At 65.2% G+C, this 19,808-nt stretch carries 20 protein-coding genes and 1 tRNA gene; 6 read left to right on the forward strand and 15 right to left on the reverse strand.

Features of this window, described 5'->3' with window-relative positions; genetic code table 11:
• Positions 1-93: 93 nt before the first annotated feature.
• Complete coding sequence (locus GQO94_RS00130; RefSeq protein ID WP_156839124.1) at positions 94-906, forward strand: alpha/beta fold hydrolase; 813 nt, start codon at positions 94-96, stop codon at positions 904-906.
• 89 nt (positions 907-995) lie between these two features.
• On the opposite strand, the gene GQO94_RS00135 is transcribed toward GQO94_RS00130, so the two are convergent.
• The 7 genes from GQO94_RS00135 to GQO94_RS00165 all read right to left on the reverse strand — a co-directional run bounded on the left by GQO94_RS00135 (position 996) and on the right by GQO94_RS00165 (position 8,028).
• A complete protein-coding gene (locus GQO94_RS00135) occupies positions 996-1,805 on the reverse strand; it encodes a sulfite exporter TauE/SafE family protein (protein ID WP_232332689.1) in 810 nt (269 codons plus the stop codon).
• A 231-nt stretch (positions 1,806-2,036) separates the two neighbouring features.
• Positions 2,037-2,112 (reverse strand) — tRNA-Lys (locus GQO94_RS00140).
• 104 nt (positions 2,113-2,216) lie between these two features.
• Positions 2,217-3,332, reverse strand: a complete 1,116-nt coding sequence (gene rodA, locus GQO94_RS00145; RefSeq protein ID WP_156839125.1) for a rod shape-determining protein RodA — start codon at positions 3,330-3,332, stop codon at positions 2,217-2,219.
• Positions 3,329-5,443, reverse strand: a complete 2,115-nt coding sequence (gene mrdA, locus GQO94_RS00150; protein ID WP_156839126.1) for a penicillin-binding protein 2 — start codon at positions 5,441-5,443, stop codon at positions 3,329-3,331. The genes rodA and mrdA overlap by 4 nt, the downstream gene beginning before the upstream one ends.
• A complete protein-coding gene (mreD, locus tag GQO94_RS00155; protein WP_332310811.1) occupies positions 5,440-5,976 on the reverse strand; it encodes a rod shape-determining protein MreD in 537 nt (178 codons plus the stop codon). Before mreD ends, mrdA begins: the two co-directional genes overlap by 4 nt.
• A 14-nt stretch (positions 5,977-5,990) precedes the next feature.
• Positions 5,991-6,914, reverse strand: a complete 924-nt coding sequence (gene mreC / locus GQO94_RS00160; protein WP_156839127.1) for a rod shape-determining protein MreC — start codon at positions 6,912-6,914, stop codon at positions 5,991-5,993.
• A 67-nt stretch (positions 6,915-6,981) separates the two neighbouring features.
• The gene (locus tag GQO94_RS00165; RefSeq protein ID WP_156839128.1) at positions 6,982-8,028 is read right to left on the reverse strand and encodes a rod shape-determining protein; all 1,047 of its coding nucleotides are present in this window, start codon (positions 8,026-8,028) and stop codon (positions 6,982-6,984) included.
• A gap of 257 nt (positions 8,029-8,285) precedes the next feature.
• Between GQO94_RS00165 and mutL the strand changes: the two genes are divergently transcribed.
• The 3 genes from mutL (at position 8,286) to GQO94_RS00180 (ending at position 11,674) form a co-directional block, all read left to right on the forward strand.
• Positions 8,286-10,091: a DNA mismatch repair endonuclease MutL gene (gene mutL / locus GQO94_RS00170; RefSeq protein WP_156839129.1), complete on the forward strand. Its 1,806-nt coding sequence runs from the start codon at positions 8,286-8,288 to the stop codon at positions 10,089-10,091.
• The gene (locus GQO94_RS00175) at positions 10,088-10,594 is read left to right on the forward strand and encodes a DUF6692 family protein (protein WP_156839130.1); all 507 of its coding nucleotides are present in this window, start codon (positions 10,088-10,090) and stop codon (positions 10,592-10,594) included. Before mutL ends, GQO94_RS00175 begins: the two co-directional genes overlap by 4 nt.
• Positions 10,595-10,759: 165 nt before the next feature.
• Positions 10,760-11,674, forward strand: coding sequence for a hypothetical protein (locus GQO94_RS00180; RefSeq protein ID WP_156839131.1), 915 nt, complete (start codon positions 10,760-10,762; stop codon positions 11,672-11,674).
• Positions 11,675-11,720: 46 nt separating this feature from the next.
• On the opposite strand, the gene GQO94_RS00185 is transcribed toward GQO94_RS00180, so the two are convergent.
• The 3 genes from GQO94_RS00185 to ychF all read right to left on the reverse strand — a co-directional run bounded on the left by GQO94_RS00185 (position 11,721) and on the right by ychF (position 14,473).
• Positions 11,721-12,470 carry a glutaredoxin family protein gene (locus tag GQO94_RS00185; protein ID WP_156839132.1) on the reverse strand — a complete coding sequence of 250 codons (750 nt, stop codon included), beginning with the start codon at positions 12,468-12,470 and terminating at the stop codon, positions 11,721-11,723.
• 19 nt (positions 12,471-12,489) lie between these two features.
• A complete protein-coding gene (locus tag GQO94_RS00190; protein WP_156839133.1) occupies positions 12,490-13,302 on the reverse strand; it encodes a DUF1206 domain-containing protein in 813 nt (270 codons plus the stop codon).
• A 70-nt stretch (positions 13,303-13,372) separates the two neighbouring features.
• Positions 13,373-14,473: a redox-regulated ATPase YchF gene (ychF, locus tag GQO94_RS00195; RefSeq protein WP_156839134.1), complete on the reverse strand. Its 1,101-nt coding sequence runs from the start codon at positions 14,471-14,473 to the stop codon at positions 13,373-13,375.
• Between the two features lie 134 nt (positions 14,474-14,607).
• Here ychF and GQO94_RS00200 point away from each other — a divergent pair, with 134 nt between their 5' ends.
• Positions 14,608-15,801 carry a tetratricopeptide repeat protein gene (locus GQO94_RS00200; protein ID WP_198045725.1) on the forward strand — a complete coding sequence of 398 codons (1,194 nt, stop codon included), beginning with the start codon at positions 14,608-14,610 and terminating at the stop codon, positions 15,799-15,801.
• A 43-nt stretch (positions 15,802-15,844) separates the two neighbouring features.
• Here GQO94_RS00200 and GQO94_RS20915 read toward each other — a convergent pair whose 3' ends face one another.
• Complete coding sequence (locus GQO94_RS20915; protein WP_332310812.1) at positions 15,845-15,913, reverse strand: hypothetical protein; 69 nt, start codon at positions 15,911-15,913, stop codon at positions 15,845-15,847.
• Between GQO94_RS20915 and GQO94_RS20920 the strand changes: the two genes are divergently transcribed.
• Entirely contained in the window at positions 15,885-16,160 is a 276-nt protein-coding gene (locus GQO94_RS20920) for a hypothetical protein (RefSeq protein ID WP_232332723.1), read from the forward strand. The genes GQO94_RS20915 and GQO94_RS20920 overlap by 29 nt on opposite strands.
• Before the next feature lie 254 nt (positions 16,161-16,414).
• Here GQO94_RS20920 and pth read toward each other — a convergent pair whose 3' ends face one another.
• From pth to GQO94_RS00225, 4 genes are all read right to left on the reverse strand, one after another.
• Positions 16,415-16,996, reverse strand: coding sequence for an aminoacyl-tRNA hydrolase (pth, locus tag GQO94_RS00210; RefSeq protein ID WP_156839137.1), 582 nt, complete (start codon positions 16,994-16,996; stop codon positions 16,415-16,417).
• 48 nt (positions 16,997-17,044) lie between these two features.
• Complete coding sequence (locus GQO94_RS00215; protein WP_156839138.1) at positions 17,045-17,680, reverse strand: 50S ribosomal protein L25/general stress protein Ctc; 636 nt, start codon at positions 17,678-17,680, stop codon at positions 17,045-17,047.
• Between the two features lie 130 nt (positions 17,681-17,810).
• On the reverse strand, positions 17,811-18,683 hold the full coding sequence (locus GQO94_RS00220; RefSeq protein WP_232332691.1) for a TraB/GumN family protein: 873 nt from the start codon (positions 18,681-18,683) through the stop codon (positions 17,811-17,813).
• Complete coding sequence (locus GQO94_RS00225; RefSeq protein ID WP_198045726.1) at positions 18,683-19,678, reverse strand: TraB/GumN family protein; 996 nt, start codon at positions 19,676-19,678, stop codon at positions 18,683-18,685. The genes GQO94_RS00220 and GQO94_RS00225 overlap by 1 nt, the downstream gene beginning before the upstream one ends.
• Positions 19,679-19,808: the final 130 nt, after the last annotated feature.

Here is a 19,808-nt window from a genome sequence, read left to right on the forward strand (position 1 = left end):
CGTTCCCGCACATCTCGTCGGAATAGCGACCCAGGGGCGTCCCGTCGGACGGACGGCCAGGCGATATCCAACCACTGTACCTAAGGTGTAGGCATGGACCGGGAGCATATTTATCGCGGGCGGGATGGCTGCTCGCTTTTCGCGCGCGTGATCGATGCGACCGGCAAGGCCGATAGCGCGTCAATTGTCCTCTTTCACGGGGGTGGACCAGATCATCAAAGTCTCTTGCCGCTCGCAGGGCAGCTCAGCGATTTGGCGCGGGTCATCACTCCCGATATTCGTGGCTATGGACGTTCCATATGCAAGATCCCTGATCTCCACCGATGGTCGCAGTACGCGCACGACGTAGCCTCGCTGTTGGATCATTTGGAAATCGACACGGCGATAGTCGGGGGAGCCGGCCTCGGCGGAACCATCGCTCTGCGCGCAGCTATTGAGCACCCAGGGCGAATAGCAGCGCTCGTGGTCATGAGTATGGAGGACATCGAAGACGACGCGGCAAAAGCGGCTGAAATCAAGTTTATGGAGGATTTTGCGTGCCGCGTACGTAAAAGTGGACTTGAAGCGGCCTGGCAGCCGATTCTGAAGAATCTGGCGCCCGTGATCGGCTCCATGGTGAGGGAGGCGATCCCACGGTCGAGTCCCGACAGCATTGCCGCTGCCGCGGCTATTGGTCGCGATCGCGCTTTTCGGAGTGTTGCGGAACTCGCGCAGATCGACGTGCCCGCGCTAATTTTTCCCGGCATCGACTGGCGACATCCGGCTCGGGTAGCAAAGGAAGCCGTCGCTACCATGCCGCAAGGCCGAATGGCCGCGATCGGTATGTCCGGCCAACTTACGAACAGTCAAGATTACGCAGCTGCCTTCGCGCCGGAGATCCGGGCTTTTTTGAAAGGTCTTCCTTAATCCGCGCTCTGTCGTGATTTCGATAAAGAAGTGCCGGCCACGGCGCAGCGCCGGGATTGTTCGTAAAGCCTTGCCGCGAAGGTCGGCGGTCATGTGTGCCGCCAGACCTTAATGGCTGAGATAATGAGGATGACGGCCAGCGCCGGCAGCAGCACAAATGCCGGAACAATCCCCAGCAGCAGTCCGCCGACGAAGGTTCCGCAGATCGAGCCGAGCGCCATCACGAGCAGGAACGTCCGATTGCGGCCGAGCACGGCGAAACTCTGGTCGCGGCTGTAGCGAGTGAAACCGACAAGCATGGTCGGCAGGCTCACCGCGAGCGAAAGGCTGCCGGCCAGCTTTATGTCGGCGCCGAACAGCAGCACGAGCGTCGGAATCAGCAGTTCGCCGCCCGCTACGCCCAGCAGGGACGCGACCACACCGATAGCAAATCCGGCGACAATGCCGGCGAAAAGTTGAACGGTCCCGGTCAAGAGTGGCTGGCCTGCGTTGGAGCCGTGGCCGAAGAGCAGCACGGCAGCGATGACCACCAGCAACACAGCAATAACCTTGTAGAGCGTCTTGGACTTTGCTCGCACCGCCCATCCGGCGCCGAACCAGGCACCGACGAGGCTGCCGACGAGCAAGTTGAGAATGATCGGCCAGTGCGCGGCGACAGCGTCGAACGGCACGGTTCTAGAACGGAAAATGAGCGCTGCTGCGACGACGATGAGGCTCATGGCCTTGTTGAGGATGACCGCCTCAAGCGCTGCGAACCGGAAGGGGCCAATCAGGAGCGGCAAGCGGAACTCCGCGCCGCCCAGACCGATCAGACCTCCGAGTGATCCGATCACCGCTCCACCGCCAAATGCCAACGGCAGGTGGCGGGCGGGTGTTGCGGTGGCGGCATCCTGCATCATAGCGCAGTGATTACACAGATGACGAGTCGGGTGCAGCTACGTTGCCTGACCCGAGGGGTTCATCATTCCCAACTTCTATCCCGTCGAACAAGGCGGCCTGCAGCCGCACTAGCGATTCTCCTGCCAGACGCAAAACGGAACGCCTGCTACCTAGAGAGCTACCTAGAGCGGTAACGCCCATCCTCCGCGAAACGATTGGGCGATCTAACTAACTGTAAAATATGGGAAATTTGGTGGACGCACTAGGGCTCGAACCTAGGACCCGCTGATTAAGAGTCAGCTGCTCTACCAACTGAGCTATGCGTCCACCGGAGCGTTGCCCTTGCGGGCCCGCGGCCGGGGCGATTCGCCCCGGGAGGGGTCCGTATAGCGATAGGCGCTGCGATGTGAAGCGCTAATTTCGCGCGCGTTTCAGCCGAGGCGTTTGGGGGCCTGGTACCAGCGATTGACGGCCATGATCGCGCCCAGGCAGATCATGTTGGTCATCATCGAGGAGCCGCCGTGACTCATGAAGGGCAGGGGGATGCCCACCACGGGAGCGAGGCCCATCACCATCATTAGGTTGATCGCGACGTAGAAGAAGATCGTCGCGGTCATGCCGGCGGCCAGCAGCGAGGAGAAGCGATCGGGCGTTCGCAGCGCCACGCGCAGTCCCCAACTCAGCACCAGCGCGAAGACGAACAGCACGAACAGGCCGCCCATCATGCCCCACTCTTCCGCCATGGTGGCGAAGACGAAGTCGGTATGCGCTTCCGGCAGATAATCGAGATGGCTTTGCGAGCCATTGCCGAAGCCCTTGCCGAACAGTCCGCCCGATCCGATCGCGATCTTGGACTGGGTGATGTGGTAGCCGGTGCCCAGCGGATCGTTCTCGGGATCGAGAAAGGTCAGGACGCGCTTGCGCTGGTAATCATGCAGGAAGGCGAAGAAGGCGACCGGAGCGAGCACCACCCCAGCCGCGCCCGCGCCGAGGAACCAGATCAGCGGCAGTCCCGCCAGGAACATGATCACGGCGCCGCCGAAACAGATCGCCAGTGCGGTGCCCAGATCGGGCTGGAGAATGACGAGACCGGCCGGCAAGGCGATCAGCAAGCCCGCCGGCACCAGTCCGCGCCAGCTCGCGGTCATCGGCGCGGGCAGCGTCTCGTAGAAGCGCGCGAGCACCAGGATGATGCCGGGCTTCATCAGTTCTGAGGGCTGGAGCGTCATGAAGCCGAGGTTGAGCCAGCGTTGGCTGCCCCCGCCCATGCCGCCGATCAGCTCGACCAGCACGAGCAGAACGCAGATCGCGCCATAAGCCGGATAGGCCAGCTCGCGATACCATTCGCGCGGGATCCGCGACATGACGATCGCCATGACCAGGAACACCAGGAACCGGTAGACGTGCGAGGCCGCGTAAGGCTGCAGATGGCCACCCGCGGCCGAATAGAGCACCGCGGCGCCCAGCGAGACGAGGCCCAGCAGCGGAATCAGGACTTGCCAAGGCTGGCGCCCGATCGCTTCGGGAACGAACTGGCGGCTTCTCACTGGCCGGTTCCGGCAGGGGGCTGGAGAGGGATGAAGGGTGCGTTCGCGGAAGCGGTGGGCGCCGGGGCCCCACTGGTCGTCGGCGTCGCGGCGGGGGCGGGCGCCGTCGGCTCGGGACGCGGCGACTGCGCGGAATTGACGATCGGCTGATCGTCCGCGGGCGACTCTTCGGCCTCGCGCACCTTTTCCTTTTCCTCTTCGGCTGACACGGCGGGCGCATTGCCGCCATATTCGGCGGCATAAGCGGCATAGCGCTTGTCGAGCCGCTCCTGCGCCGTGCCGCCCCAGCCTTCCTCGAAGCCATGCAGCATTTCGAGCGCCTTGTGCGGGTCGAACAGGAACGTCATCACGTCACGCGCGATCGGATAGGCGGCACCCGAACCGCCACCATGCTCGACCACCACCGCGCAAGCGTACTTGGGCTTGTCGAACGGGGCGAAGCAGATGAAGTGGCCGTGGTCGCGGTACTTCCACGGCCCGCCCTTGCCGCTCGAGATATTGAGCCCGACGACTTGCGCGGTGCCGGTCTTGCCGGCCATCTTCACATCTTCGATCGGCAGACGAGCGCGCCCGGCGGTGCCGGGGCCATTGATCACATCGGACATGGCCTGGTGGATGTAGTCGAGGTGGTCCTGCGGAATGCCGAGCGAGGGCGCATTCTGCGGCTTGCCGGTGTAGATCAGGCGCGGCATCAGCTTGCGGCCACTGGCGATCCGCGAGGCCATGACCGCCTGCTGCAGCGGATTGACCAGCATGTAGCCTTGGCCGATCGTGGCGTTCACCGTGTCGTAGTCGGCCCATTCCTTGCCGTACTTGCGCAGTTTCCACGCAGGATCGGGCACGGTGCCGTAGGACTGGCCGACGACCGGCAGATCGAACTCCTGCTGCAGGCCGAGGTGCTTGGCCATCTCGGCGATCTTGTCCATGCCGATCTTCTGGGCGAAGTGGTAGAAGTAGACGTCGCAGCTCTGGTAAATGCCCTTGGCCATGTTGACCTGGCCGTGTCCGCGCCGGTTCCAGCAGTGGAACACGCGGTTGCCGACCCGAAGCCCGCCACCGCAGAACACCGAAGCGTCCGGGTCGAGCCCGGCTTCGCGGAAAGCAAGCGCGACCATGGGCTTTACGGTCGATCCCGGTGGATAGAGCCCGCGCAGCACCTTGTTGCGCAAGGGCACGTGATCGTCGTCGGCGAGCATCTTCCATTCGAGCCGGCCGATGCCATCGGAAAAACTGTTCGGATCGAAGCACGGCATCGAGGCCATCGTGAGGATGTCGCCGTTGGTGCAGTCCATTACCACCACGGCGCCCGATTCGGGGCCGAGACGGCGCGAGGCATAGTCCTGCAACGGACCGTTGATGGTCAACTTGACCGGGGCGCCAGGATCGTCCTCGCGGGTTTCGAGATCGCGGACGATGCGCCCACTGGCGGTCACCTCGACGCGGCGCGCACCGGGCTTGCCGCGCAGGCGGTGCTCGAACACTCTTTCGATCGCGTCCTTGCCGATCTTGTAGCCGGGAGTCACCAGCAGCGGGTTGCGCTCTTTTTCGTAGTCCTCGGCAGATGCGGTGCCGACGTAGCCGACGAGATGGCCGACGGTGCACCCGGTCGGGTAGTAACGAGAGAAGCCGCGCTGCGTCACGACGCCAGGCAAATCCGGCAAGCGCACGCTGACGGCGGCGAAGCGGTCCCAATCAAGACCCGTCGCGACTTCGATCGGCGCGAAGCCGCGCGACTTTTCGATCTTGTCGAGCAAGTCGCGGATCTCGACTTCGGAGAGTTCGAGCAGCTTGCCCAGTTCGGCCACCGTCGCGAGCGGATCGGTCATCCGCTCGGGGATCGCATCGACCCGGAAATCGGCGCGGTTCGAAGCGAGCGGGGCGCCGTTGCGATCGAGGATCCAGCCGCGGCGCGGCGGGATCAGCGAAAGATTCACGCGGTTGCTTTCCGCCTCGAGCTGGTACTTTTCGTTCTGCGTGACCGACAGATAGCCGAGCCGACCCGCGAGCAACACGCCGACACCGGCCTGCAGCGATCCGAAGACCAGGCTGCGCCGGTCGAAACTGTTGCGCAGCGTCGCCATGCTGACATGGCGCGGTTTGAACCACTTCATCGAATTTCCCGGAAGGGGATCAGGCGAAAGCGGTCAGCGAGCGCCACGACGCGGCCGACAAAAGGATAGCAAAGGAGCGAAATGACGATCTGCGGCACGATGACATGAAGCGGCGTCGAAGCGCCGGCGATATTGGCGATGAAGAGGCTGAGCACAATATAGGCGACGATCAGGCCTATGGCCACCAACCATTCGGTGAGAAAGTTGCGCCAAGGCAAGCGATCTTCGATTTCGTCCAGCACGATCGCCGCCAGCGACCACAGCAGAACCGCCGAACCGACCGGCTGCCCTGAAAAGAGATCGTCGAAGAAGCCCAGCGGCAAGCCGGCCCAGACCGGCATCAGCCCAGGGCGCAACTGCCGCCAGGCGACGAAGGCCAGAAACCCGAGCGGTGGCATGATCGGCGCGGAGGCGATCAGCAGCATACCGGGCAGGATCGAGCTGATCATCACGCTCGCCCAGGGAAGTCCCCGGGCGAGAAAGGGCGACGGCACGCGGTTGATCCGCTTGCGGCCCGCCTGATCGACTTTCACGAAACCGGGAAATTTCACGGCGTCGGGGCCTCGTCCTGAGTGTCCTCGGCTTCGATGCTCGTCGGCTCGTCCCTGTTTTCCGGGACGACGGGCGGTTCGGGCGCCCAGGATTGTTCGACGACCACGAAGTCCGCGTGCGACGGATCGCCCAGCACGCGGGCGATGCCGCCGTCGCGCAGCAGGGTGGTGATCATCGCGATGGGGACGCCCGGTCGATAGAGCCCGCCCGATCCCGACGTGACGAGAATGTCGCCCTTCTTCAGCGGATTGATCCCGAGATTGATGAGCCGGATGCGGATCGTGCCGTCGCCAAGGCCTTGCGCGAAGGCGGGAATGCCATCGCGCGCGCGGCGGACCGGGACTAGGCTTTCGGTGTCGGTGACGAGCAGCACGCGCGAACTGGTGATGCCGGCTTCGAGCACGCGACCGACGAGGCCCATCGTCGAGCGCACCGGCATGCCTTTTTCGACACCGCTGGTGCGTCCCGCGCCGATCGTGGCGAAACGGCGGGTGCTGGCCGCGGTCGAACTGGTCATGCGAGTCACCGCGACGGCGGGCGGATCGCTACGCGCGATCCCCAGCAGCCCTTTCAGCCGGGCGTTCTCCTCGCGCACGGCGGCGGCTTCGGCGAGCCGCACTTTGGCTACGGCCAGCTCGCGCTCGAGCCGGGCATGGCTCGCACCGGCTTTGAAATAGCCGGAGATGGTGGAAAAGATGTCTTGCCCCGCTGCCCGCGTGCGCGCCGCGCCGCCGCCCACGGGTGAGACCACGTCTGCAGCGATCGCGCGTGGCCCGGAGAACACTGTCGGACCGAAGATCGAGACGATCAGCAAGACCACGCCCAGCAGCGCGCCGGCCACGCCGGCAGCGTAGTTGAAGAACGAACTGTACTGCGCCCTGCGCGAGTGGCCGGAGCGCCGGTTCAGAGGCGGCGCCATGCGCTCTGCTTCTCCTCCATCGCAGGGAGCCTCCCCCCGCTATGTTTGCGATCCGAGGCGGCGAGCCTCAGGCGGTCATCAACACGCCGCGATAGATCGGATCTTCCATGGCCCGGCCTGTGCCGAGCGCGACGCAGGAGAGCGGATCTTCGGCAACGCTGACCGGAAGCCCGGTCTCTTCGCGCAGGTAGACGTCGAGCCCCTGGATCATCGCGCCACCGCCGGTGAGGACGATACCCTGATCGACGATGTCGGCGGCGAGTTCGGGCGCGGTGTTTTCCAGCGCGATGCGCACGCCTTCGATGATCGCGCCGATCGGTTCGGACAGCGCTTCGGCGACGTTCGCCTGGCTGATCGAGATTTCCTTGGGTACGCCGTTGACGAGGTCGCGACCCTTGATCTGGATGGTTTCGCCGACCCCGTCTTCGGGAATCATGGCGATGCCGTAGTCCTTCTTGATCCGCTCTGCCGTGGCATCGCCGATCAGCAGGTTGTGGTGGCGGCGCACGTAGGAGACGATCGCTTCGTCCATCTTGTCACCGCCGACGCGGACCGACGTCGTGTAAGCGAGGCCGCGCAGCGAAAGCACCGCGACTTCGGTGGTGCCGCCGCCAATATCGACCACCATCGAGCCGACCGGCTCGGTAACGGGCATGTCGGCACCGATCGCGGCAGCCATCGGTTCGAGGATCAGATAGACCTGGCTGGCGCCGGCGTTGCTGGCCGCATCGCGAATCGCGCGACGCTCGACCGAGGTAGAGCCCGAGGGCACGCAGATCACGATCTCGGGATAGCGGAACATCGAACGCTTGCCGTGCACCTTGCGGATGAAATGCTTGATCATCTCTTCGGCGATTTCGATGTCGGCGATGACGCCGTCGCGCAAGGGACGAATCGCCTCGATGTTGTCCGGCGTCTTGCCCATCATCATCTTGGCGTCGTCGCCGACGGCCTTGACCTTCTTGATGCCGTGCAGCGTCTCGATCGCCACCACCGAGGGCTCGTTCAGCACGATGCCGCGATCCTGGACGTAGACCAGCGTATTGGCCGTACCGAGATCGATCGCCATGTTCTGGGAACCGAATTTGAAGAATCGCGACATCATCGAGGCCATCAGAATTCCGTAAACTTTTCGAGTGTTTGCGCCGGAGACCGCAGCGAGATTCGACCCGCAGGCGAGCGTGGAAGGCGGCTCCTTAGCGTAGGCTCGAAACAAACGCCAAAATTTTGTGCAGTTTTGGCTGGGGTTAAATTCGGACTCCATCTCGAATACGCGGCGATTCGTCGCTAATGTCCGGGTCGTGGGTCCTCGGCCCCGGCCCACGCCCCCAACCGTGGTCCGGGGCCGTAGTATTAGCTGGATCGATCCCGATGTCCGAAATCCGCCGTCTTCCCGACGATCTCGTCAATCGCATTGCGGCGGGCGAAGTGGTCGAGCGCCCGGCTTCCGCGCTGAAGGAACTGGTCGAGAATGCCATCGATGCCGGCGCGACCGTGATCGACGTGAAGCTCGCCTCGGGTGGGCTCGATCTGATCGAAGTGACCGACGACGGCTGCGGGATGGCGCCCGACGACATCGCGCTGGCGCTCGAACGACACGCGACCTCCAAGCTTTCCCACGGAGCGATCGAGCAAGTCGCGACGCTGGGCTTTCGGGGCGAAGCGCTGCCGTCGATCGCGAGCGTCGCGCGGCTCACCATCGAAAGCCGGCCGAACAGCGCCGCGGAGGGCTGGCGCCGCGTGGTCGACCATTCCCGGCTCACGAACGACGGCCCCGCCGCACTGCCGCCCGGAACGCGCATTCGGGTCGAGAACCTGTTCGGGCAAGTCCCGGCGCGGCGCAAGTTCCTGCGCACGCCGCGCTCCGAATACGCCGCTTGCCAAGACGTCGTGCGCCGCCTGGCGATGGCGCGTCCGAGCATTGGCTTCACTCTGGAGCACGATGGCCGCCGCACGATCGCGGTGCAGCCCGGCGAAGCGCTGGCGGCGCGAGTCGCTCGCCTCGTGGCGCGAGAGCTCGCCGAGGATGGCGTCGTGATCGAGGCGGAGCGGGCCGGATCGCGGCTCACCGGCGTCGCCGGGCTGCCGACCTTCAATCGAGGCGTTGCCGATCACCAGTATTTGTTCGTCAACGGGCGGCCGGTGAAGGACCGGCTGCTGGTCGGCGCGGTGCGCGGGGCCTATGCCGACATGCTGGCACGCGATCGTCACGCAGTGCTGGCGCTGTTCCTCGATATCCCGCCCGAAGACGTCGACATCAACGTCCATCCCGCCAAGACCGAGGTCCGCTTCCGCGATCCCGCTTTCGTGCGCGGGTTTCTGGTCGGCGCATTGCGGCATGCGATGGAAGGCGCGGGCCAGCGCAGCGCGCAGGCGCCGGCGGCCGGAGCGATGGCGAACTGGCAGTCGGAGCCGATCGCCGAAGCAGCGCCGCCGCCATCCTCCCTGCAATCGCTGTTCGCGCGCCAGCATTCCGTTGCTGCTCCGGGCGTCCGCGAGGCGGGGGCCGCGTGGCGTAGTTACGAGAGCGAAGTCATGGCGCCGCCCGCCGCGCGAGCCGAACCGGCTGATCCTGCGAAGGACGAAGCCCGCGCCTTTCCGCTCGGCGTCGCGCGCGGGCAAGTGGCCGAGACCTACATCGTCGCCGAAGCCGAGGACGGTCTCGTCATCGTCGACCAGCATGCCGCGCACGAGCGGCTCGTGCTCGAACGCCTCAGGGCCGCAGGCGCGGGCGATGCCATGGCGCGCTCGCAAGCGATGCTGCTGCCCGAGGTCGTCGAGCTGGAGGAAGTCGATTGCGACCGGATCGAAGCCAAGTTCGAGGATCTCGCGCGGCTCGGGCTTGCACTCGAACGCTTCGGACCGAGCGCGCTTCTGGTCCGCGCCATTCCCGCCGCGCTGGCGAAGGCCAATGTCGCCGCGCTCGTGCGCGACATCGCCGACGATCTCGCGCGCCACGGCGACGCACTGCTGCTGGGCGAAAAGCTCGACTTGGTGCTGGCGACGATGGCCTGCCACGGCTCGGTGCGCGCCGGCCGCGTGCTGTCCGTCGCCGAAATGAACGCGCTGCTGCGCGAAATGGAGCGCACGCCGCGTTCGGGCCAATGCAACCATGGCCGCCCCACGTGGGTTAAACTCGCGCACGAGGATATCGAGAAGCTTTTCGGACGGAAATGATGCGAAGAACCATGGCGGCGCTGGCAGTGGCCACATTCCTTCTGGCCGGTTGCGGCGACAGTGCGGACGAGCCTTCCGACGAGGGTACGGTCAGCCCCGCCGAGGCCGCGCGCGACGTCGCCATGGTCGAACGCATGAACCGCGTCGAGCCCAACCCGATCCTGCCGCAGGAATTCAATGCCGACGACATGGCGCGCTACGATCTGGGACGGGGCTGCAAGTTCCGGATCGAAGGCGAATCCGCCCCGATCTTCGTCGCCCAACGTGAGCGCGGCTATCTCAAGATCGACGGTGAACTCCAGCCGGTGTCCGCCAAGGGCGGCAGCGCCGAATTGCCGGGTGGCGCACACTCGATCTACATCGGGCTCAACAGCTGGGTCGAACTCGTGGCGCAGGCAGGGGAGGGCGGAGACGAGCGGAGCTGGCCAAGCCGCCTCGTCATCCATGATTCGCAAGAACGGGTGGCCTACGACAAGTCCGGGCAAGTGACCTGCGGCACCTGAGCAACCGCCGCCTGGTTAGCTTAGGGTTCGTTCGTAACCCCGGCTCGGTAAGCCGATTGACCTTAAAAGCGTAAAGTATAACATTCGCCGCTGCGGGGATCGAAGCAACAGCGGGCTGACGAACCTTAGATGTCACGGCCCGATGGCGAATGCATGGGGGCTAAGATGACTGCACCGACAGCGACCATCGTGAAGTTCGATTCCATCGACAAGACCTTGCGATCCGTCGCGCTCGCGACGGCTTATCAGCAACTCAGGAAGATCCGCTGGCAGGATTACAATGTTCTTCCCGGTTTGTATGGATACTGGAAGGTAGGGCCGGGAGCGGTGACGGTGGATCAGCCGCACGTCAACGCAATCAAGAAGCAAGCCAATTTCAATTATGGCGAGCGTTGGAAGTACGCCATGCGCGCGCTTTCGTTGCAGGGCTTCATCGGGCTGGAAACCTACCTCACCCAGTGCGAACGCATCCGCGACAAGGCCTGGCGGGATATCCAGACGGACTTCGCCCAAGCCCAGCGCGACAATCAGGAAGCGATCCGGACGTCCGAACGCGCGATCAGTCAATGGGCGGCGATCAAGTTCGTCTCGCAAAGCTCGCTCGCCGTTCTCAGCGTCCCGGCCGGTATCGTCCTGACAGGCTCTGCCGCACTGCTCGCGGTCGGGATCGGGGCCGGTACCAGCATGGCCTGTTCGGTCGCGAAGAACTGGAATCAGGCGCGGGGGGCCAAGGCGGTCGCGATCGACGGCGTCAAGGAAGCGGGCAAGTTCGGTGTCGGCAAGGGGGCCGAGAAGCTGACCGAGGAAGGTCTGAAGCTGATCGACAACGGCAACGCGGCGATTCAGTCCGTGTCGGGTTCGGTCCAATCCACCAAGCAGGCGCTCCAGGCTCGCAATATGGCGCATGGCAGCAAGACGGTGCGCAACGCCAGCGCCGCGGTGGTCCGGCAGGAAGGCCGGGCCATGATTCAGACGGGCAGTCGCATGGCCGCAGCCGGGAAATTCGGGATACCCATCGTCTTTGCAGCGCTGGATATCTACTCTGCCTGGGGCGACTACAAGGCGGATACCAAGTTCTAGCGGGTCCGCTTCGGAACACGGTGGCCCCCCGCGCGCCGCTTGCCCGTCAGATGGCTCTGGCGAGCATCCAAAGGGCCATGCCGACCATGAACAGGTTCTCGGTCAGCGAAACGAAACCCAACGGCACGTTGCTTCCTCCACCGACGCAGGCGCACTTGAGCTCGCGCTTCTGGATATAGACCGCGTAGAAGACCGAGATCGCGCCGACCGTACCGATGAACCCCGCGATCGGGATCGACAGCCACGGCAGGGCCTGCGCCGTCATCAGGGCTCCCGCGAGCCATTCGGCGAACGGGTAGACCTTGGCGTAGGGCACATAGCGGCGTGCCAGGAGGTCGTAGCCCAGGAACATCGTCGAGAAGCTCTCGACATCCTGCAGCTTGAGCATCGCCAGCAGCATCATCGTGATCGAGACGAACCATTCCGCCGTGCGCAGCGTGAACGGCGTGCCGAACGCCGCGAAGCTGACGGCCAGCGCCGCGCCCGCCGCCGTGGCGAAGACGGCGAGCACCGGCTTGTAGCTGGTGGCGTCGGGATCGGGCAGGGGGTTGCCGAACCACGCTCGTAGATCGGTATAGCCGCCGACCCGCTCGTCCCCGATGAACGTCTGTGGAGTCGTCTTGACGTCATGCTCTTGCTTGAAGGCGTCGGTCTCCGCGCGGGTCGTCAGCCAGTGGTCTTCCACCTCGTAGTTGTGTTTGCGGAGCAGGTGCAGGGATTTGAGCCCGTAGGGACAGACGTGCTTGTCCATCACCATTCGATACACGCTGGCTTTTCTCTGCACTGGGTTCCGCATGACTATTCCTTTCGCGCGTTCAGGCCCGGAAAGCGGGAACGCGGCCGTTGTCACCGAGATCGGGAATGATCCGGTACCTTGCAAGAACGAGGCTGAACAAACCGAAGAGCAGCAGTCCGATCGCGGTCAGCGTGAACACGAAACCTTCGCCGGCAAGCGAGGCCACGGCATCACCCAGCGTCTTGATCTGATCGCTTCCGCCCGAAGCGAAACCGGCCTTGATCAGCGACAAGGCGATGACCGCGTAAACGACGGCGCGGGCGAGGAAGCCGGCTCCGCCCAGCCAGCGGGTCGCGCTGGGCGCGCGGCTGCTGATGCGGTTCATGAAATCGCCGGTGATGGCCTTCTTCGCCTGGAAGATCGCAGTCACGCCGAATGCGATACCCAGCAAGCCGATGACGACGCCGCCGAAGTCGACCGAGAGCACGCCAGCGGCGGCTTCCTGCGCGCCGCCCCCTTGCGAGGATGACGAATCGCCCGCGTCACTGCTCGCGAACTTGTAGGCGGAGTAAGCCAGCGCCAGGTGGCCGATGCCGCTTCCGAGGTGCCCGATGCGCTTGCCCCAGCCCTTGGCATCCGACCCATTGTTCTCGATGTCGAACAGCGGCGAGCAGAAGCGGAAGAGAGCGTAGGCGGTGAGGCCCACGACCATGATCCACAGGATCGCGGTGCCCGCCGGGTAATTCTCGATCGCCTGGAAGATGCCGCTTGTGCCTTGCGCGATCTGCTGCGCGCTGGTCAATGCGATAAGGCCGAGCACAGCGTACATGATCGCCCGACTGAAGTAGCCGACACGTACCAGCCAGTTGAATTTCTCGGACTTGTCTACCATCGGGCGTTCCTCCTGTTGGAAAGACCAACACGCGAAAACGCACCTTGTGCCCGAATGGGCCCAATTTTGCTCAGACGTTGAACTTGAAGTGGAGAACGTCACCGTCGTGAACGGTGTAGTCCTTGCCTTCCTGGCGCAGTTTCCCGGCATCCTTGGCGCCGGACTCGCCGCCCAGCGCGACATAGTCGTCGAAGGCGATGGTTTCGGCGCGAATGAAGCCGCGTTCCATGTCGGAGTGGATCTCACCTGCGGCTTCGGGAGCCTTGGCACCGCGGTGCACCGTCCATGCCCGCGCTTCCTTGGGGCCGACGGTGAAGAACGTCAGCAGATCGAGCAGCTCGTAGCCGGCACGGATGATGCGCGCGAGGCCGGTTTCCGACAGCCCCATTTCCTCGAGGAAGGCGAGCCGGTCTTCGGCGTCCATGCCGGTCAGTTCGGCTTCGATCGCGGCCGAGACGATCACGGCGCTGGCGCCCTCGGCCGCCGCTTTCTCGAACACGCGCGCCGAAAAGGCATTGCCCTCGGCTGCCGCATCTTCCTCGACGTTGCAGACATAGAGCACCGGCTTGGCGGTCAGCAGCTGGGCTTGGCGGAAGATGCGCGCTTCTTCCTCGTCCTTGGGCTCGGTCAGGCGCGCGGGCTTGCCGTTGCGCAGCAGGTCGAGCGCCTGGCCCAGCACGCTGGCCGTAATCTTGGCTTCCTTGTCGCCGCTGGTGGCTTTCTTCGCGGCGGCGGGAACGCGCTTTTCGAGGCTTTCCAGATCCGACAACAGCAGTTCGGTCTCGACCGTCTCGGCATCGGCGATCGGGTCGACGCGGTTGTCGACGTGCTGGATGTCGTCGTTCTCGAAGCAGCGCAGCACGTGGATGATCGCATCGACTTCGCGGATGTTGCCGAGGAACTGGTTGCCCAGGCCCTCGCCCTTGGAGGCGCCGCGCACCAGACCGGCGATGTCGACGAAAGCCAGCTGAGTGGGGATGATCTTGCCCGACTTGGCGATTTCGGCCAGCTTGTCGAGCCGCGGATCGGGAACGCCGACTTGCCCGACGTTCGGCTCGATCGTGCAGAACGGGTAGTTGGCGGCCTGCGCCGCCTGCGTCTCGGTCAGGGCGTTGAACAGTGTCGACTTGCCGACGTTGGGCAGGCCGACGATCCCGCAACGAAAACCCATGTATTCCTCCGGTGAAAACCTTGAGCGGCGCCCTTAGCGGGCAGGCGCCGGCTTGGCCAGTTTTGCGGTTTCCCGCCAGTGGGATCTTCAGCGTTTCACTGAATTTTCACCCCGCCGGGGGTATGGCAGCGACCATGAAACTTCGAACGCGCCTCGCTATTCTGTTGCTGCCGCTGGCCTTGCTGGCCGGCTGTCAGGACGATCCGCAAGCCGATTTCGCCAGCGCGCGCGACAGCTTCGCGCAAGGGGACTACGTCGCGGCCGCGAACGCGGCGACCACTGGACTGCGCGCGGCGCCCGACGATGTCGCGATGCTGCGCCTGCTGGCTGACAGCCAGTTGCGTTCCGGCGATGCGGATGGGGCTGCTCGTACGATCGACCGGGTTGAACGCGGCGGGCTCGAAGCGCCCGAGGTTGCGCGCCTGCGGGCCGAACTGGCGCTGCTGGAAGGCGAGCCGCAACGCGCTTTGGCGCTGGTCGGGAAAGACGGCGGCGCAGACACGCGCTTCGTTCGCGCAGAGGCGCTGCGCCAGCTTGGCCGCCAGAACGAAGCGACGGCGATCTTCGAAGCGGGGCTTGCCGAAGGCAAGGACGTGCGACTGGCGACCGCCTATGCGCGCGCGCGGCTCACGCAAGGCGATACCGAGGGGGCGGCGCGCATCTACCAGCGCATGCGCGAGTTCGCGCCCAAGGCTTATGCGACCCGCGTGCTGGAAGGTGACCTCGCCGATGCGCAAGGGCAGACCAATGCGGCGATCCGGGCCTTCGCCGGCGTGATGAAAGACTTCCCCAACCGGGCGGAGCCGATGATCGTTCTTGCCGCACTGCTGGACGAGAAGGGGAAGGTCAAACAGGCGCAGGCCGTGCTCGACAAGGCCGAGGCCATCGCGCCCAACGACGAGCGGCTGTTTGCGCTACGCGTCCAGCTTCTGTCGGAGCAGGGCAAGTGGAAGGAGATTCGCGAGGCGCTGCAAGGCCGGGAAAGCACGCTCGAACCCGCGTCGGCGCTGGGCATGAGCTATGGCGAGGCGCTGCTGCGGCTCGGTCACCCCGAGCAGGCGCGCGTTCTGCTGAGCCGCGCGGTGCTGATGCGCCCGCAGAATCCTTATCCGCGCATGCTGCTGGGCGAGGCGCAACTGGCGACCGGCGATGCCGAGGGCGCCTGGGATACACTGCGCCCCGTTGCCGAACGCCCCGATGCCAATCCGCAGCTGCTGGACGTGGCGAGCAAAGCGGCCAAGGCGGTGGGCGATCCGGCCGCGGCGGGATTGTCCGCGCGGCTTCACGATCCCGCCGCGCCGTGGAATCGGAAAGCCGCCGCCGGCTGATCGCCGGCGACGGCCATTATCGAAACCGAACGGGCTTCGGCGCTTAGCGGCGCGCGCGGCGGCGGCGGGCAACCGCGAGGCCGATGAAGCCGAGGCCCATCATGCCGAGCATGCCCGGCTCGGGAACCGGCGTGCCGCCCGAGGTCGAGCCGCCCGAAGTCGAACCGCCCGAGGTCGTGGTGGTCGTCGAGCTGCCGCTCGTGGAAGAGCCACCGCTCGTGGTCGAACCGCCCGAGGTCGTGGTCGAGCTGCCCGAGGTCGTGGTCGAGCCACCCGAGGTCGTCGTGGTGGTCGAGCTGCCCGACGAGCTCGAGGAGCCGCACGACTTGCTGCCGGCGCTGTGGCCGCAATCGCAGTAGTGCGTGTGCCAGCCGCTCCACCACGTGGCATGAGCCGGAGTAACGCTCATCATCAGGGCGGCGCTGGCCGAGGCGGCGGTGAGTGCAAGCTTGCGTGTCATTAGGAATTCCCCCTTACTGGAATGGTTCACGACTTGTGACGCAAACGCCGTGCCAGATGAGGATTCCCGGGAGTTTCGATGGTTAATGGTCATGCGGGAAGCCGGAAGGTGTAATTCCTACCGACGTTTTTACCAAGATTCCGCCAGGTGGGCTCAACCCTGCTGACGCAGCGCCACATCGCTCATGAAACGCGCGTCTTCGCCAAGGGCCAGGCGATCGGCTTCCGCCGCAATCGCGCCGAGCATGTCAGCCAGATCGTCGGTCTCGGCTTTGGCGAAGTTGCCGAGCACGTGACCGGTGACGCGGTCCTTGTGGCCGGGGTGGCCGATACCGAGCCGCACGCGGCGGAAATCGGGGCCCAGATGCTTGTCGATGGAGCGCAGGCCGTTGTGGCCGGCAATGCCGCCGCCCTGCTTCACCTTGACCTTGAAGGGGGCGAGGTCGAGCTCGTCGTGAAAGACGGTGAGGGCGCCGGGGTCGAGCTTGTAGAACCGCAAGGCCTCGCCCACGGCGCGGCCGCTTTCGTTCATGAAGGTGGCGGGCTTCAGGAGCAGGACCTTGTCGCCGCCGCCGCCCGAAGGGATACGGCCTTCCTGGACCCAGCCGAGAAACTTCTTCTGAACAGGGCCGAAGCCATGGACCGCGGCGATCGTGTCGAGCGCCATGAAGCCCACGTTGTGCCGGTGCATCGCATATTGCGGACCGGGATTGCCGAGGCCGACCCAGATTTGCATGTGATGGAAGGGAAGGCGGCCCCGCGTTTTGGCGGGGCCGCCTTCCGATTAATCCTCGACCTGCTCGGTGACCTCCGTCTCACCTTCGGCGCGCTCGGCGCCTTCGGCCTTCTTGAGCGCCGACGGGGCGACGATCGTCGCGATCGTGAAGTCGCGATCGGTGATCGCGCTTTCCGAACCGGCCGGCAGCTTGACGTGGCTGATGTGGATCGAATCGCCGACATCGAGGCCGGTGACGTCGATCGCGATCTCGTCGGGGATCTTGTCCGCATCGCACACGAGATCGAGCTCGTGGCGCACGACGTTGAGCACGCCGCCACGCTTGAGGCCCGGCGAGGCGTCCTCGTTGGCGAAGATCACGGGCACGTTGACCTGCACCGTCGCATCCTTGGCGAGGCGCATGAAGTCGACGTGCAGCGGGCGATCGCTGACCGGGTGGAACGCGACGTCCTTGGGAAGCGTGCGCACCTTCTTGCCACCGACATCGACCATGACGATCGAGTTCATGAAGTGGCCGGTGCCGAGCTGACGCATCAGCTCCTTGGCTTCGACATGGATGGCAAGGGGGTCTTCCTTGCCGCCATAGACGACGGCGGGGACGCGGCCTTCACGACGCAGTGCACGGGAGGCTCCCTTGCCTGCCCGCTCGCGCGTCTCGGCCGGCAGGGTCAGCGAATCGCTCATGATCTCTACCTTTCGAAACTTCTGGATGAGAATACTTGCCCGCCGCGCCTCCAGGGATGACCATGGCGGGAAGCGGCGCCCGTTAGCGGCAATCCGGGCGAAACGCAAGCAGAACGGGTGCGCGAAGCGGCTAGCGCACGCGGATCACGCGATACCCTGCTGCCGCGAGCAGCGCGGGAAGTCCCTCTGGCCCGGCGAGATGCGCAGCCCCCACCGCGACGAAAGGGCGATGCCCCGCGCCCAGGCGCGCGACGATTTTATCGACCCAGCGCTTGTTGCGTCCGGTGAACAGCGCGGCCCGCAATTCCGGATCGGCCAGCAGCCCGCGTTTGGTCTCGCGCACGATCGCCTCCATGTCGCCGCGCGCCCAGCTATCCGGTAGCGCGCGCTCGCCGGCATCCGGGTCGACGAGAATGGCACGAAGCAAATCGCGCTGTTCCTCTTCGGGCAGTGCATCGAAGATCCGCAATTGCGCGTCCGCGCCTTCGAGCTCGCGCACCGGGCGATTCCCGGCAGCGGCGATGACCGCGCGATCGATGCCATAAGACGGGTCGGCATTGCTGGCCGCCGCGCGCGCGAGCGTCATCGCGGCTGCCCACGTCTCGACATCGGCGAAGGCGTCGTGCTCGAGCCCGAGGTCATCGAGCCGGGTGGCCAAAGCCTTTCGGTCGGACGGTGGCACCCGTTCCAGCAGCGGCGGCAAGTTGGCTGTGTGCGAGAGCGCATCGAACTGCGCGGTCAGGCGCTTCGGGTCCATGTCGGCGACTTCGACGACGATCTCGTCCGACGCCGCCAGGGCTCGGGCGACGTCGGGGGTTTTCCATTTCATCGGTCCGTCGGCGGCATGGATCGTACCGAACAGCCAGGCCACTTCGCCGTTCCGGCCCTCGACCCGCCACAGAGCGGGGTCGGCCTCGCGCGAGGCGGGGGCGCATTGCGCCAGGACCAGCAGCAGGATCGGGCCAAGCACGATCCGCAGTGTCCGCAGCGCCGGGCACAGCACTATTGGACCCGCTTCGCCTCGATGCCAGTAGCGGCGAGCTGGTCCTGCACGCTTCCGACCCCGGCGAGGTGCCCGGCGCCGACCGCGATGAACACCGTCCCCGGCTGTTCGAGCCTCTTCCCGATCCAGCCCGCCCAGGCCCGGTTGCGCCGGATCAGCAGGATTTCGAGGAGTTCGGCGTCGGATTCGGCATCGTTGATCAGAGCCGCAAGCTCGTCGGCATCGCCCTTCTTCCAGGAATCGACCATCGCCGCGAGATCGGTTTTGATCGTCGGCAACTGGTCGAGCACGCTGGCGAGATAGCGCTCCTGGGTGGGCTCGGGCAGCGTGTCGAAGAGGCCGATCTGGTAGTCGGGCGTTTCCAGCCCGATGTGCGCCATGGCACGCTTGTCCCCACGCGCGACGAGCGCCTTTTCGACGCCGTTGTCGGTCGCATAGCCCAGCTGCATCAACGGCAGGGTCGAAAGCCCGACCGCCGCGTACCAGGCCTCGAAGCGATCGAAGGCCGTCACCGGCACGGCAAGGTCCGTGAGCGCGGCCTCGTATTCGGCCCGGTCCTCGGGCTCGAGCGTATCGCGAAGTGTGGAGCCGGGGAGGCGGGTCGCCTTCTCGGTGATCAGCGCGGACATCCTGGCCGGGCCCGGATCGATGATTTCGGTGACCAGTTGATCGGAGTGGTCGAACGCCTCTGCGACCGGGCCGTTGAACCAGTCGATATCGGGCGGCAGGATATGGACAGTCCCGAAGAGCCAGATCGTCGTGTCCGCGTCGGCGACCTTCCATAGGGCGGGATGCGCGGCGGATGGGGTTGGAGCCGCCGGATCGACTGATTCCTCGATCGTGACGGCGGAGGTGCCGTCGGTATTCCTTGCAGCGGCGCCGGCTTCGGACGTCGGCGCAACCTGTTCGGCGTGGAGCGCCGTCCCCGGCAGCAGTAGCGCCGCCAGCAGCAGGACGGCTCGAAACAGAGGGAAGCGGCGGTGGGTCGTGTCCATGGCGCGCCTTATAGCGCGCGGCACGATGGCGTCGACCTGAACCGCGCCGCACTGTGCGGTTGACGCTCCGATGGCCATCGCTAAAGCCCCCAAGCCTATGTCCGCCACTTTATCAGCCAATCCGCCCGTG

The sequence above is a fragment of the Novosphingobium aquimarinum genome (assembly GCF_009746585.1).
Lineage (GTDB): Bacteria > Pseudomonadota > Alphaproteobacteria > Sphingomonadales > Sphingomonadaceae > Novosphingobium > Novosphingobium aquimarinum.